This is a genomic window from Paraburkholderia kururiensis JCM 10599 = LMG 19447, from assembly GCF_003986935.1.
GTDB lineage: Bacteria > Pseudomonadota > Gammaproteobacteria > Burkholderiales > Burkholderiaceae > Paraburkholderia > Paraburkholderia kururiensis.
On the sequence record NZ_RJZE01000008.1, the window covers coordinates 48935 to 63531 of the forward strand.

Annotated in this window: 10 protein-coding genes; 8 read left to right on the forward strand and 2 right to left on the reverse strand. The window is 64.4% G+C overall.

The features are described from left to right. Positions 1 to 349 precede the first annotated feature (349 nt). The 4 genes from PKKP23_RS11350 to PKKP23_RS11370 all read left to right on the forward strand — a co-directional run bounded on the left by PKKP23_RS11350 (position 350) and on the right by PKKP23_RS11370 (position 5397). A complete protein-coding gene (locus tag PKKP23_RS11350) occupies positions 350 to 1873 on the forward strand; it encodes a peptide MFS transporter (protein ID WP_126876952.1) in 1524 nt (507 codons plus the stop codon). A 229-nt stretch (positions 1874 to 2102) separates the two neighbouring features. After that, on the forward strand, positions 2103 to 3629 hold the full coding sequence (gene pdxR, locus PKKP23_RS11355; protein ID WP_126876953.1) for a MocR-like pyridoxine biosynthesis transcription factor PdxR: 1527 nt from the start codon (positions 2103 to 2105) through the stop codon (positions 3627 to 3629). 238 nt (positions 3630 to 3867) lie between these two features. Further along, positions 3868 to 4308: an HU family DNA-binding protein gene (locus PKKP23_RS11365; protein ID WP_017774968.1), complete on the forward strand. Its 441-nt coding sequence runs from the start codon at positions 3868 to 3870 to the stop codon at positions 4306 to 4308. Positions 4309 to 4491: 183 nt separating this feature from the next. Next, on the forward strand, positions 4492 to 5397 hold the full coding sequence (locus PKKP23_RS11370; protein ID WP_126876954.1) for a proteasome-type protease: 906 nt from the start codon (positions 4492 to 4494) through the stop codon (positions 5395 to 5397). Positions 5398 to 5522: 125 nt separating this feature from the next. Here PKKP23_RS11370 and PKKP23_RS11375 read toward each other — a convergent pair whose 3' ends face one another. Both PKKP23_RS11375 and PKKP23_RS11380 read right to left on the reverse strand, forming a co-directional pair. Beyond that, positions 5523 to 6665 carry a porin gene (locus PKKP23_RS11375; RefSeq protein ID WP_126876955.1) on the reverse strand — a complete coding sequence of 381 codons (1143 nt, stop codon included), beginning with the start codon at positions 6663 to 6665 and terminating at the stop codon, positions 5523 to 5525. A 374-nt stretch (positions 6666 to 7039) separates the two neighbouring features. Further along, positions 7040 to 8467: a YhjD/YihY/BrkB family envelope integrity protein gene (locus PKKP23_RS11380; protein WP_126876956.1), complete on the reverse strand. Its 1428-nt coding sequence runs from the start codon at positions 8465 to 8467 to the stop codon at positions 7040 to 7042. 409 nt (positions 8468 to 8876) lie between these two features. On the opposite strand from PKKP23_RS11380, the gene fdnG reads away from it, so the two are divergent. From fdnG to fdhE, 4 genes are all read left to right on the forward strand, one after another. Then, positions 8877 to 11948 carry a formate dehydrogenase-N subunit alpha gene (fdnG, locus tag PKKP23_RS11390; protein ID WP_138721036.1) on the forward strand — a complete coding sequence of 1024 codons (3072 nt, stop codon included), beginning with the start codon at positions 8877 to 8879 and terminating at the stop codon, positions 11946 to 11948. Between the two features lie 10 nt (positions 11949 to 11958). Next, positions 11959 to 12894 (forward strand): formate dehydrogenase subunit beta, encoded by a 936-nt coding sequence (gene fdxH, locus PKKP23_RS11395; RefSeq protein ID WP_126876959.1) that lies wholly within the window; start codon positions 11959 to 11961, stop codon positions 12892 to 12894. Then, entirely contained in the window at positions 12881 to 13507 is a 627-nt protein-coding gene (locus PKKP23_RS11400; RefSeq protein ID WP_126876960.1) for a formate dehydrogenase subunit gamma, read from the forward strand. Before fdxH ends, PKKP23_RS11400 begins: the two co-directional genes overlap by 14 nt. 141 nt (positions 13508 to 13648) lie before the next feature. Next, the gene (gene fdhE / locus PKKP23_RS11405) at positions 13649 to 14584 is read left to right on the forward strand and encodes a formate dehydrogenase accessory protein FdhE (protein ID WP_126876961.1); all 936 of its coding nucleotides are present in this window, start codon (positions 13649 to 13651) and stop codon (positions 14582 to 14584) included. The last annotated feature ends 13 nt before the right edge of the window (positions 14585 to 14597 follow it).

Here is a 14597-nt window from a genome sequence, read left to right on the forward strand (position 1 = left end):
TTTCCCTGCAATACCCTTTGATTTGCAGCCCTGTCGCGCGCAGCGATCCTGCGTGCGGCACCTCGCAACGGCACACCCTGATCGGGGCGTTCGCCTGCAGACCTGAAAAATGAACCGCACTTCCACTTGCACGAAACGCTTTCGCGTGTCGCCACGCGACGAATGTCGGTCACGCAGCCGGCATGGCCTCGGGCCGCCTTCCTGCCTCGCTTTTTCCCCTGCTTTGTCTTCTTCGACGCGCAAGCGCAAATGAGCGCTCCGGCGTGATGCCGGCTGCGCCGTTTCTTCACGCATGGTCCGGGCGGTGAGCCCCGGGCGTCGTTGCAATTGCATCCACACGAGGTACCCGATGAATCAACCTGTTTCGCAGATGCGCTCGTTCTCGACGGTCTTTCTGATCGAGATGTGGGAGCGTTTCGGCTATTACGGCATGGCCGCGCTGCTCGTGCTGTTCATGGTGGACAAGCTCGGTTTCGCCGACGGGCACGCCAACCTCACCTGGGGCGCCTTTACGGCGCTGGTCTATGCGGCGCCTTCCATTGGCGGCTGGATCGGCGACAAGGTGCTGGGCGCGCGGCGCACGATGATCTTCGGTGCAGCGGTGCTCGCCGTGGGTTATCTGATGCTCGCCATGCCCGACGACAGCCTTGATCACATGTATGCATCGCTCGGTGTGATCGTGGTGGGCAACGGGCTCTTCAAGGCGAACGCCGCCAACCTCGTGCGTCGCATCTATGAAGGCGACGAAGCGCGCATCGACAGCGCGTTCACGATGTACTACATGGCGGTGAACGTGGGCTCCACGGTGTCGATGCTCGCTACGCCGTGGATCAAGGACCACTGGGGCTGGCACGCCGCGTTCGCGGTGTGCTGCGCCGGCATGGTGCTTGGCGTGCTGAATTTCGCGCTCATGTATCGCACGGTGGCGCACGTGGGTTCGGCGCCGGACGCGCAACCGCTCAAGCTCACGCGCGCGGCGGCGGTGGCGCTGGGCGGCATCGCGCTCGGCCTGGCCACCGTGTTCGTGCTCCAGCACAAGGCGATTGCCGTGGCCTGCGTCTATGCGGCTGGCGTTGCGATTCTCGCGATCTTCGCGTGGATGCTCGCGCGCTGCGAACGCGCCGAACGCGCGGGGCTGATCGCGGCGCTCGTGCTCACGTTGCAGTCCATTCTGTTCTTCATCTTCTATCAGCAGATGTCGACCTCGCTCACGCTGTTTGCGCTGCGCAATGTCGACCCGCTGTTCTCGATTGCGGGCGTGCCGTTGTTTTCGTGGAGCGCCGCGCAGTTCCAGGCGCTCAACCCGATCTGGATCATGGTCCTCTCGCCGTTGCTCGCCACGCTGTACACGCGGCTCGCCAGCAACGGCCGCGACGTGCCGGTGGCGGGCAAGTTCGCCGCGGGCTTCGCGGTGGTGGCCGCGGGCTTCTTCGTCTTCGCGGTGAGCGGCCGGTACGCCGTGGAGGGCCGTGTGTCGTCGTGGTTCATGGTGTGGGGCTACGGACTCTACTCGCTCGGCGAACTGCTTGTGAGCGGCCTCGGGCTCGCGATGATCGCGCGCTACGTGCCCGCGCGCATGAGCGGCTTCATGATGGGCGCGTATTTCGTCGCGACCGGTGTTTCGCAGTATCTGGGCAGCGTGGTGGCGAATTTCGCGCAGATGCCTTCCGGCGAGCTCGATCCGCTGACCTCGTTGCCGCTCTATACGAAGCTGTTCTGGGGGCTCGGCTGGCTCGCGGCGGTGGGCGTTGCGATTGCGGTGGTGCTGCTGCCGCTGATGCGGCGGCTTTCGTCTGAACATCATCGGTCGTCGAACGGTGCGCGTGCGCAGGCCGACGAGCGTCGCGCTGCCGCCTCGGCTGCGTTGGACTGATTCGTGTAGCGCTGCGGCGGCTGCGTCGGTTTGCCCTCGTGCATTGAGGGCGGACGTAGATTGCGATTCGGCTTCGGTTTCAACCTGGAAGGCAGAAAGCCCCGCATGGCGGGGCTTTTTTGCGTCGGGCTGTCCGGCTGCCGGTCAGCTGCTTCACGGGTCGATCGCGAATGCGGTCTGCCAGAATAGCTGCTTCGAAGACGAGGAGCCGGGGAGCGGAGGAGTCGCGATGGACATTCACGTCACCGTAGAAGGACGCCACGACCTGGCAGGGCAGATCTACAGGCAGTTGCGCGCGGGAATCGTCGAGGGACGGCTCGCCGGCGGCACGCGTCTGCCTTCCACACGCGACCTCGCGGTGCAACTGGGCGTATCGCGCAAGACGACTCTGGACGTGTTCGAACGGCTGCTCGCCGAAGGCTATCTCACTGCGCGCGCCGGTTCGGGCACGTTCGTCGCAACGGGCCTGCAACGGCTGCCGTCCGAGCCTTCTGTGCAGATGCGGATGACCGGAGGCGTCCGCGCGCCTCATGTGTCTCATGCGTCTCGTGCGGCCCACGAGCGCCCGGGCGCAGGAACGCTCGCGAAGGCCGCGCCCGTGTGGGAGGCGCTATCGCAAACGCAGCTGTTACCGCGTTCCGATCGACGTCTGCGCGTCGATTTCATGGGCGGCGTGACGGACAAGTCGCGCTTTCCCTTCGACGTCTGGCGCCGTTGCGTGAACCAGGCGCTGCGCGCGCAGGCCCGCGGCGTGGGCGCCTATCGGGAGGCGGCGGGTGAGCAGGAATTGCGTCTCGCGATTTCGCGCTATCTCGCGTTCAGCCGCGCGGTGGCGAGCAACTGGGAGGACGTGATCGTCACGCAGGGCGCGCAGCATGCGCTCGATCTGATCGCGCGCGTCGTGCTGCGCCCGGGCGATGTCGCGGCTATCGAAGACCCCGGCTATCCGCCGGCGCGTGCCTGTCTGCTCGCGGCGGGCGCGAAGGTCGTGCCGGTGCCGGTGGATGACGAAGGGCTGATTGTCGAGCGGTTGCCGAAGAACGCCCGGCTCGTCTACGTGACGCCTTCGCATCAGTTTCCGCTCGGCATGCCGATGAGCCTCGAGCGTCGCGTCGCCTTGCTCGAATGGGCGCAGCAACGCGGCGCCGTGATTATCGAGGACGACTACGACTGCGAGTTCCGTTTCGAAGGGCGTCCTATGGAGCCGCTCAAAAGCCTGGATCGCAGCGCAATCGTGGCCTACGTAGGCACGTTTTCGAAAACCATCTTTCCCGAACTGCGCGTGGGATACGTGGTGCCGCCGGCGTCGCTGGCGCAGCCGCTCGTCACGGCGCGCAAGGCAACGGACTGGCACGGCTGCACGCTCACGCAGCGTGCGCTCGCCACCTTCATGCTCAACGGCGACTTCGCGCGGCACCTGCGCCGCATGCACAAGGAGTACGCCGCGCGGCGCGCAGCGTTGCTCACGCATCTGCGAGGACCGCTTTCCGAGTGGTTAGCGCCGATCATGCCGACCACCGCGGGCATTCATCTCGCGGCACGGCTTAACGCTTCCGTCGACGAGGCGGCGCTGGTGCGTGCGGCCGCCGACGTTTCGCTCGGCATTTACGGGCTCACGCCGTTTTATGTGAAGGCGCGCCCCGACCAGGGGCTTATGTTCGGCTACGGCGCGATGGACGTCGCCCATATCGACGAAGGACTGGATGCGCTCGCCGCGCTGATGCCGCGCCTCGCGCGTTCGCGTAATGGCGCGTAACGTGGGCGCGCGCATCGAGAAAAGTGCCTTGGCAAAGGGGTAGCGCAGCCGCCATGCCGCGTTTACCCCATAAAAAAGGCGCTAAAACGCACGCCATAGTCTGCGCCGCGCAACAACTTGCGCCTCGCCCGCACAAAAGATTCGCGCAAAACGCTGGAGCGCTTGTAGAATCCGCCGTTGAAGAGCCCGCATGGCGCGGTGCCTTCATGATTCATTGACCAACACTGGTAGGAGAAACATGCCGACTTCCGCAAAGAAAGTGGCCAAGAAGGCCGCTGCCCCGGCCAAGAAGGTTGCCGCGAAGAAAGTGCCCGCAAAGCAGGCTGCAGCTAAGAAGGTCGCCGTGAAGGCGTCCGGCGCTCCGTCGCCGATCAAGGACACCTTCACGAAGGCCTCGCTGGCTGCTCACATTGCCGAGCGTGCCGCAGTCGAAGTGAAGTCCGTGAAGGCCGTGCTTGGCGCACTCGAGGACACCATCCTCGGTTCCGTGCACAAGAAGGGCGCAGGCGAGTTCACGCTGTCGGGTCTTCTGAAGATCGTCGTGCAGGCTGTGCCGGCGAAGAAGAAGCGCTTCGGCAAAGACCCGTTCACGGGCGAGGAACGCTGGTTCCCGGCGAAGCCCGCTTCGGTTCGCGTGAAGGCACGTGCGCTGAAGAAGCTGAAGGACGCAGCAGCCTGATAATGGCTGCGCCGGCGCATCGTCGCCGGCATGCTTGACGCAATCCCCGCCGGTGCATGCCCGCGGGGATTTTTCTTGGCCGGTGTCGCGCGCGTGAGGCAAAGTCCCCTCGGAGCGGGCCTCGGGATCGCGGTGGCGCGGCGGTACAATGCCGTGATTATTGGCTTTTGGCAGGGCAGATTCATGACTTACTGTGTGGCGATGTGTGTGGATGAGGGACTCGTGTTCCTGTCGGACACGCGGACCAACGCGGGCGTCGATCACATCAGCACGGCGCGCAAGATGTCGGTGTTCGAGCAGCCCGGCGAGCGAGTGCTCGTGCTGATGGGCGCCGGCAATCTCTCGCTGACGCAAGCCGTTCTGCACGTGCTGAAAGAGGCCGCTCCCGCGGGCCGCCCCACGCTCTGGACGGCGTCCAGCATGACCGAGGCTGCGCGCGTGGTGGGCGACGCCGTGCGCGCGGTCCACCAGCACGAGGCGCGCTCGCTTCAGGAGTTCGGCGTCGATTTCAATTGCAGCTTCATTCTGGGCGGGCAGATCGCTGCGCCGCGCGGCGCGGGGGAAGGTTCCGCCGACATGGGCACGGGCCTCGTGCAGCGTCCGCGCCTTTTCATGATCTACGCGGCGGGTAACTTCATCGAAGCGTCGGACGTGAATCCGTATTTCCAGATTGGCGAGTTGAAGTACGGCAAGCCGATCATCGACCGCGTGCTGAAGCCTTCCACGCCTCTCGACGAGGCCGCGAAGTGCGCGCTGATCTCAATGGATTCCACGCTGCGCTCGAACCTCTCGGTGGGGTTGCCGCTGGATCTGCTGGTGTACGAAGCGAATGCGCTGCGCGTGACGCGCTTCGTCACGATCGACCATGACAACGCATACTTCGAGATGATCCACCGCACCTGGGGCGAGCAGCTGCGTCAGGTGTTCGCGGAGATTCCGGACCCGGCGTGGGAGAGCCCCGAGGGCGTCCCGCTGCAGCAGCGTGGCCGTGCGCCGCTCGTGCTGCCCGCCACGGGCGACGCGCGCGAAGTGCCTGCGCAGCCGGCGCAGACGCTTGCGCAAGCGGAGACGGTGAAGTCGCGACGCTAGCAGCGCGGCTACGCCGGAGACGTTTGCCGGGGCCTGCAAGATGGGCCCGGAAAAGAAAAAGCCAGCCGAAGAGGCTGGCTTTTTTGCTGCGGCAATGTTTCGCCGCAGCTTCGCACGAAGTTCGATTAGAACTTGTGGCGGATACCCAGGCTGACGATTTCCGACGAGCGAGCGTTGGAGTCGAAGCCGTAGTCGGCGACGGATGCCGTCACGCCGTTGCCGCTTGCACGCTGGTACGCACCGACCAGGTACACGTCCGTACGCTTCGACAGGTTGTAGTCGCCGCCCAGGGAAACCTGGTTATACGTCTGCGACGCACCATTGCCCTTGCCGTGCGTGAAGGTGTAGCCGAGGCCGATCAGTGCTGCCGGCGTCAGTTGGTAGTTCACGAAGCCAGCGCCCACGTCGTAGCGCTGCGTAGCGCCGAACGAGGCGGCCGAGAACGCATCACGCTTGTACATCGCGTTGCTGTAACGCAGACCGAACGTGAACGGGCCAGCAACGTACTGGCCAGCAACCGAGGCGATGTTGATCGACTTGGCCGTCGTGAACGCGCCGTTGATAGCCGCCGTCGTCGAGGTGTCGAACGTGCCATCCGACGTACCGCCCCAGGTCGTGCGGGGCCCATTGAGGTTGCCCATAACGATGTAGCCGGCAGCCACGCTGAACGGACCGTTCGCGTAGGTTGCTGCGAGCGACCACGTCTGGCCCGAACCCGTCGAACCTGCCACGCCGCCGAACGCGTAGAACGCTTCGAACTGGAAGCCGGCGTACACGGGCGACGTGTACTTGATGGCGCTGTTGGTACGCGAGCTGTTGTCGTTGTTGTCGACGTCGCCCGGGGTCGTGAACGTGGAGCCCCAGTAGTTGTCGGCGGTCAGCGGTTGAACCAGGTCGACGACCGGGTCGTACTGGCGGCCCAGCGTGACCGTACCGTACGTGTCGTGCGTCAGACCGACGTATGCCTGGCGGCCGAACATGCGGCTGCCTTGACCAAGCTTGCCGGTGTTGATGTCGAAGCCGTTTTCCAACTGGAAGATCGCCTTCAGGCCACCGCCCAGGTCTTCCTGACCCTTCAGGCCCCAGCGGTTACCTTGCAGGTTGCCGCCGGCCAGGTGGTACAGGCTGTTGTTGCTCGTATCGGCGTTGTGCACGTACTGGAACGACTCGTCGATCACGCCGTACAGGGTGACGCTGCTTTGAGCATGCGCTGCGCCGGCAACGCCGAGCAGGGCCAGCGAGAGGGTCGAAAGTGTAAGCTTTTTCATCCATTTCTCCACGCAGATGATTGATTTGTTGTTGCGCGATGGAGAATAACGCAGGGCATGCAACGGCAAGAACTGAAAAAAATTGAGTGTAGCCAAAATGTAACAACGTTCACAAAGCCTTGTATATAAAGCGTGTTCACGATAATTGCGGAAGTCGCAACACTGTGTACCATTTCTACATTATTGTTGTTTTGCGCACAGTGACGCCCTGAAATTGGTCAGGCAACTCGCGTAAATGAAAGTCGAATGAAATGAATTCGATGGCGCGCGCCGCGACTGCATTAAGAAGCCGCTGACAAACCGTGGCAAGCCGTTTCGCGGCCGATCCGGCCGGCCGCGCCGAAACTGATCTGTCTCAAGACGCGCCGGCGTCCTCAGCGTTTGCGTGACAACGTCGGCTGGGCGTCGTCGGTATCGCTGCCGTTGGAAGGAGTGAGCTTGCCATGGACGGGGTGTCGGCCGCCGGCCAGGCGGTTCCTGGCCGCTGTCATGAACAGCGCAGCGCCCGTGGCAAGCAGGACCGACGTCCAGGGGTGCTGCTTCACGTATCGATTCGCCGCTGCAGCGGCGCGGCCTGATTGAACGATGGCGTCGGCGGCTGCTCGCGTTGCCTTGCGCTCCATGCCGACTGCCGTCCGACCCACGCGTACTACGCGCGCCGGGAAGCGTTCTTTGTTGTCCTTCCGATATAGCGAGGCGGGATGCGCATCGCCGTTGGAGACATGCGGGGCCATCGCGATACGGCTCCCCGAATCTTTCGCTGACCCACGTCGCCTCGTTCCTTCAGCCGCCACGGTCGCCTGATCCGTCACGCGCGCCGCGGCTCCATCCGGCTGTCGCAACCTGTCGCCAACCGTGGAGGCCGCAAGCACGGACGCCAGCTTGGCACGGCTACCGGGCGGCAGGTTGTCCTGGCTGCCCCAGGCGCCGCGCGGATCGTGCAGCCGTCCGCGTGCCGCCGCGAACTCGGCGCCGAGCAGCAGCACAGCCGCCGAGAAATACAGCCACATGAGCAGTACCGCGAGCGACCCCGCCGCGCCGAACGCGCTCGCCATGCCCGCGTGCGCGAGATACAGCGCGAAGAGCTTCTTGCCCGCCGAAAACAGCACGGCGGCGACGGCACCCCCCACAATCGCGTCGCGCCAGCGCACCGGCGCGTCGGGCAGAAACTTGAGCAGCGCGGCGAAGGCGACTGCGAGCACGAGCAGCCCCACGCCGAGCTGCAGCAGATCGCCGATCACGACATACGGCGAAGCCGCCCACAGCATCTCGCCGACGAACGTGATGGCCGTGTCGAGCACGAGCGAGACGATCAGCAGAAATGCGACGCCGAGCACGAGGCTGAACGAGATGAGCCGCACGCGCACGAGGGCGAGCACCGTCGAAGGCCGCGCCCCGACGGGCGGCGGCCATACGATGTTGAGCGCCGTATTGAGCGACGAAAAGGTGGCCGAGGCGCCAATGGCCAGCATCGAAAACGAGATGATGGCCGCCACGTCGCCCGCGCTCTTGCTGCGATGAGCGTTCTCGACGATGGTCGTGATGGCCGCGGAGGCGTCGTTGCCGAGCACCATGCGCACCTGGTCGAAGAGTTCGCTGCGGGCGGTATCGGTGCCGAAGAACCAGCCTGCCACCGCAATCACCATCACGAGGGTGGGCGCGAGCGAAAAGGCCGAGTAGAACGCGATGCTGGCCGCAAGGGAGGTGCAGCGGTCGTCGGAGAACTTCCTGAACGCGCCGATCGCCCACGAGGCTTCTTTGCGCGCGGCGGACTGAATCCGGTCCGGGGAAAGCGTGTCCATGGTGCTCCTTCACGGCGAGTCAGGGCGCGCCGTCCAATGGTCTTGCACGAGTCCAGAGCAAAGCGGAGACCTAAGGGTGTCCGCACACTCCACTGTATATAAGCGGCAGGAGCACCGCCTTGATGCCATGCAGGCATGCACGCCGCGCAGCAGCCTAGACCGATGATCTGCGCCGCCCGTCCCGCGCTCCAGCCATTTTGCTGCACGACAGCAGCGGCCTGCGCGAAGCACGCACCACGCCCGCCCAGCGGGCGTGCCGGTGAAAACACGTGTGTCTTTGTGTCGTGCTATCGTTCGGCCCGTCTCGCCTGGCCGCCGCACCGCTTCGCGCGTGCCGCGTTCCTGACGCTCCTGTAAGAGACGACCTATACTTTTGATTCACACTCAATAACCAGAAGCCGAGGACGACATGTTGCAAATGTCCCGGCGCCAGTTTCTGAAGATCACCACAACCACGCTCGCCGGATCGAGTCTTGCGCTTATGGGCTTCTCCCCAGAGCGCGCGGTTGCGGAGGTTCGTCAGTACAAACTGGCGCGTACCACTGAAACCCGCAATACCTGCCCGTACTGCTCCGTGGGCTGCGGCATCCTGATGTACGGTCTCGGGGACGGCGCCAAGAACGCCACCGCGAGCATCATCCACATCGAGGGCGACCCGGACCACCCCGTCAATCGCGGCACGCTGTGCCCGAAGGGCGCGAGCCTCATCGATTTCATCCACAGCCCGAGCCGTCTCAAGTACCCCGAGTACCGTGCCGCCGGTTCGGACAAGTGGCAGCGCATTTCGTGGGAAGACGCACTCGATCGCATCGCGAAGCTCATGAAGGCGGACCGCGACGCGAATTTCGTCGAGGCCACCGCGGATGGCAAGAAGGTGAATCGCTGGCTCACCACCGGCATGCTGGCCGCGTCGGCGGGCAGCAATGAAGTGGGCTATCTGACTCACAAGACGATCCGCAGTCTGGGGATGCTCGCGTTCGACAACCAGGCGCGTGTCTGACACGGCCCGACGGTGGCAGGTCTTGCCCCGACGTTTGGCCGCGGCGCGATGACGAACCATTGGGTCGACATCAAGAACGCAGACGTAATCCTGGTGATGGGCGGCAATGCAGCCGAGGCGCACCCGTGCGGCTTCAAATGGGTCACCGAGGCGAAGGCGCACCGCAAGGCGCGCCTGATCGTGGTCGACCCGCGCTTTACGCGCACGGCGTCGGTCGCGGACTACTACGCGCCCATTCGCACCGGCACGGACATCGCATTCCTCGGCGGGGTCATCAACTACCTGCTGACGAACGACAAGATCCAGCACGAGTACGTGAAGAACTACACGGACTTCACGTTCATCGTGCGCGAAGACTTCGCCTTCAACGACGGCATCTATTCCGGCTACGACGCGCAGAAGCACGCCTACGCGGACAAATCGTCGTGGGACTACGAGCGCGGCGACGACGGCTTCGTGAAGGTCGACGAGACGATGCAGCATCCGCGCTGCGTCTATAACCTGCTCAAGCAGCACTACTCGCGCTACACGCCCGAGATGGTGGAGAAGGTCTGCGGCACGCCGAAGGACAAGTTCCTGAAGGTGTGCGAGATGCTCGCCACGACGGCGCAGCCGGGCCGCGCCGGCACGGTGCTCTACGCGCTCGGCTGGACCCACCACTCGGTGGGCGCGCAGATGATCCGCACGGGCGCCATGGTGCAATTGCTGCTGGGCAACATCGGCATTGCGGGCGGCGGTATGAACGCGCTGCGCGGGCACTCGAACATCCAGGGCCTGACGGACCTCGGCCTGATGTCGAACCTGCTGCCCGGCTACATGACGTTGCCCACCGAAGCGGAGCAGGACTACGAGGCGTACATCAAGAAGCGTGCGCAGCAGCCGCTGCGTCCGAACCAGCTCAGCTACTGGAAGAACTACCGCGCCTTCTTCGTGAGCTTCATGAAGTCGTGGTGGGGCGACGCGGCCACGGCCGAAAACAACTGGGGTTATGACTGGCTGCCCAAGCTCGACAAGTCCTACGACTTGCTGCAGGCGTTCGAGCTGATGCATCAGGGCAAGATGAACGGCTTCATCGCGCAGGGCTTCAATCCGCTCGCGGCGGCGCCCAACAAGGCGAAAAACGCGGCGGCGTTGGCCAAGCTCAAGTGGCTCGTCATCATGGACCCGCTCGCAACCGAAACGTCGGAGTTCTGGAAGAACTTCGGCGAGTACAACGACGTGGATTCGTCGGCCATCCAGACCGAAGTTTTCCGTCTGCCCACCACGTGCTTCGCCGAGGAAAACGGCTCGCTCGTGAATTCGGGCCGCGTGCTGCAATGGCACTGGAAGGGCGTGGAGCCGCCGGGCGAAGCGCGCAGCGACCTCGAAATCATGTCGGGGCTGTTCCTGCGTCTGCGTGCGGCCTACGGCAAGGACGGCGGCAAGCTGCCCGATCCCATTGTGAAGCTGAGCTGGCCCTACGCCAATCCGGCAAGCCCCACGCCCGAAGAACTCGCGAAGGAGTTCAACGGCAAGGCGCTTGCTGACCTGCCGGATCCGAAGGATCCCACCAAGGTGCTCGTGAAGAAGGGCGAGCAGCTGGCAGGCTTCGCGCAACTGAAGGACGACGGCAGCACCTCGAGCGGCTGCTGGATCTTCTGCGGCTCGTGGACCCAGGCCGGCAACCAGATGGGCCGGCGCGACAACTCGGACCCGACCGGTATCGGCCAGACGCTGAACTGGGCGTGGGCCTGGCCCGCGAACCGGCGCATTCTGTACAACCGCGCATCGTGCGATACGACCGGCAAGCCGTTCGATCCCACGCGCAAGCTGATTGCGTGGAACGGCGCGGCGTGGACCGGCGCCGACGTGCCCGACTACAAGGCCGACGAATCGCCCGAAACGGGCATGGGTCCGTTCATCATGAATCCGGAGGGCGTGGCGCGCTTCTTTGCCCGCGACGGCATGAACGAAGGTCCGTTCCCCGAGCATTACGAGCCGTTCGAGACGCCGCTCGGCTACAACCCGTTGCATCCGCAGAACGCGCAGGCCACGAACAATCCGGCCGCACGCGTGTTCCCGGATGACCGGGCGTCGTTTGGCAAGGCTAAGGATTTCCCGCACGCCGCAACGACATATCGCCTCACCGAACACTTCCACTTCTGGACCAAACACGCGCGGCTCAACGCCATCGTGCAGCCGCAGCAGTTCGTGGAGATCGGCGAAGAGCTGGCGAGCGAGGTGGGCGTGGTGGCGGGCGATCGTGTGAAGGTATCGAGCAACCGCGGTCATATCGAGGCGGTGGCAGTGGTGACGAAGCGCATCAAGCCGCTCATGGTGGACGGCCACAAGGTGCACACAGTGGGCATTCCGCTGCATTGGGGCTTCACGGGCGTGGCGAAGCCGGGTTATCTCGCGAATACGCTGACGCCGGCAGTCGGCGACGGCAATTCGCAGACGCCCGAGTTCAAGTCGTTCCTCGTGAAAGTTGAGAAGGCTTGAGGGGGCGGACATGGCACTGCAATCACTCGATATCAAACGCCAGTCGGCCACCACCGTGCAGCCTCCGGCTGTGCGCGAGCCCGCTACCGGCACCGTGGCGAAACTGATCGACGTCTCGAAGTGCATCGGCTGCAAGGCCTGCCAGACGGCGTGCATGGAGTGGAACGACCTGCGCGACGAGGTAGGCACCAACGTCGGCGTTTACGACAATCCGCGCGACCTGACGGAGCACTCGTGGACCGTGATGCGGTTCTCCGAATACGAGAACCCGAACGGCAACCTCGAATGGCTGATCCGCAAGGACGGCTGTATGCACTGCGAGGACCCGGGCTGCCTGAAGGCCTGCCCTTCGCCGGGCGCGATCGTGCAGTACACGAACGGCATCGTGGATTTTCACGAGGAGAACTGCATCGGTTGCGGCTATTGCGTAACGGGCTGTCCGTTCAACATTCCGCGTATCTCGAAGCAGGACAACCGCGCGTACAAGTGCACGCTCTGTTCCGACCGCGTGGCCGTGGGCCAGGAGCCCGCGTGCGTGAAGACCTGTCCGACAGGCGCCATCGTGTTCGGCACCAAGGAAGACATGAAGCAGCACGCGGCCGAGCGCATCGAGGATCTCAAGGAGCGCGGCTTCGAGCACGCGGGCCTCTACGATCCGCAGGGCGTGGGCGGCACGCACGTGATGTACGTGCTGCATCACGCGGACCAGCCTTCGCTCTATCACGGCCTGCCGGACAATCCGAAGATCAGTCCGCTCGTGCAGTTGTGGAAGGGCGTGGCCAAGCCGCTCGCCGTGGCCGGTATGGCCATTGCGGCGCTGGCCGGGTTCTTCCACTACACGCGTGTTGGTCCGAACGAGGTGACGCCGGAAGAGGAAGCGTCCGCAAGCAAGGAAGCGGAGCAGTTGAGGGGCGAACGACGGGAGCGTAGCGATGAAACAAACTGATCCCAACCTGATCGTGCGCTACACGCCGAACGAGCGCACCAACCACTGGATCACCGCGATCTCGTTCGTGCTGCTGGCGATTTCGGGCCTCGCGATGTTTCATCCGTCGATGTTCTGGCTCTCCGCGCTGCTCGGCGGCGGGCAGTGGACGCGCATTCTGCATCCGTTCATCGGCGTGGTGATGTTCGTGTCGTTCTTGGTGCTGGCGCTGCGTTTCTGGCACCACAACTATCTGGACGAAAGCGACTACCAGTGGCTGCGCCAGATGAACGACGTGCTCGCTAATCGCGAGGACAAGCTGCCGCCCATCGGCCGCTACAACGCCGGACAGAAGCTGCTATTCTTCGTGATGGTGGCCTGCCTGCTGCTGTTGCTTGCAAGCGGTGTCGTGATCTGGCGGCGCTATTTCTCGTTCTACTTCCCGATCGAAGTCATCCGTCTTGCCGCTGTCGTGCATGCCGCGAGCGCGTTCGTCCTCATCATCGGCATCGTCGTGCACGTGTACGCGGCGTTGTGGGTGAAGGGCTCGCTGGGGGCGATGGTGCGCGGCACGGTTACGCTCGGGTGGGCGAGAAAGCATCATCCGCGCTGGTTCCGCGAGAGCATCAAGTAAGCCGGGCACCGCGCCGGTATCGCCGGTTTCTAGAGGCGGCCGGCCGGTGCATCGTAGGCCGCCGCCCCCGCAAGGGCGGCGGCTTTTTCATTTGAACTCTATGGCGCGCACGTGCCGTAGAGGGTTTGAAGAGGGACTGTTGTGGTTCAACGCATTCTTGAGCCGGGCCAGATCGAAGCGCTGGACCATACCGCCATTGCCCGCATCCGTTTGCCCGAACGCGCCACGCTCTTCGCCACGCGCGCGGCGCGTCTGCGCAAGCTTGCCGAGGGCAATCCCATTGCAGGCTACGTGCGTTTGATGGCTGTGCTGGTCGACGCGCAGCAAAAGACGCTGGAACAAGGCTTCTCGGCGCGCATGCCGTCGGCGGACGCCATCGCCCAGGCGCAGCAGCACAGCATGCCGCTCGTGCCCGCGCTTTCGCCGGAACGCGATACGGCATGGCACGACGTGCTGCATCAATTGCTCGATAGCGTGGAAGCGGCAGGCCAGGTCACGCCGACGCTGGCCGGCGTGCTCTCTGCACTCCGCGCGATGCCCGCGGACGAACTCGAACGCCAGGCCGACGCGATGCTCGCGCAGCGCTTCAACGAAGTGGCGCCCGCCACGGCGCCGTTCATCATGGCCGCACTGCAAGTGGTGTGGACCGATCTGGCGAGCCGGCTCGACGAGCGCGACATTCCCTATGTCGATACGCCCGGCGTCTGCCCCGTCTGCGGTGGGCAGCCGGTGGCGAGCGTCGTGCGCGTGGGCGGCCGCTACCAGGGCTACCGTTACCTGCAGTGCGGCTTGTGCGCAAGCGAGTCGCACATGGTGCGCGTGAAGTGCTCGAACTGCGGTTCGACCAAAGGCATCGCTTATCACGGCATCGAAGGCGTGAGCGAGGCGCTGAAGGCCGAGTCGTGTGACGAATGCCACACCTACCGCAAGATCGGCTATCAGGAGAAAGACTTCGACTTCGAGCCGCTCGCCGACGACCTCGCGAGTCTCACGCTCGATCTGCTGATGAACGAGGCCGGGTACCGGCGCAGCGGGCCGAATCCGCTGCTGTGGCCGGAAGTGCCGTCGGACGAATGACGGCGGGCCAGGG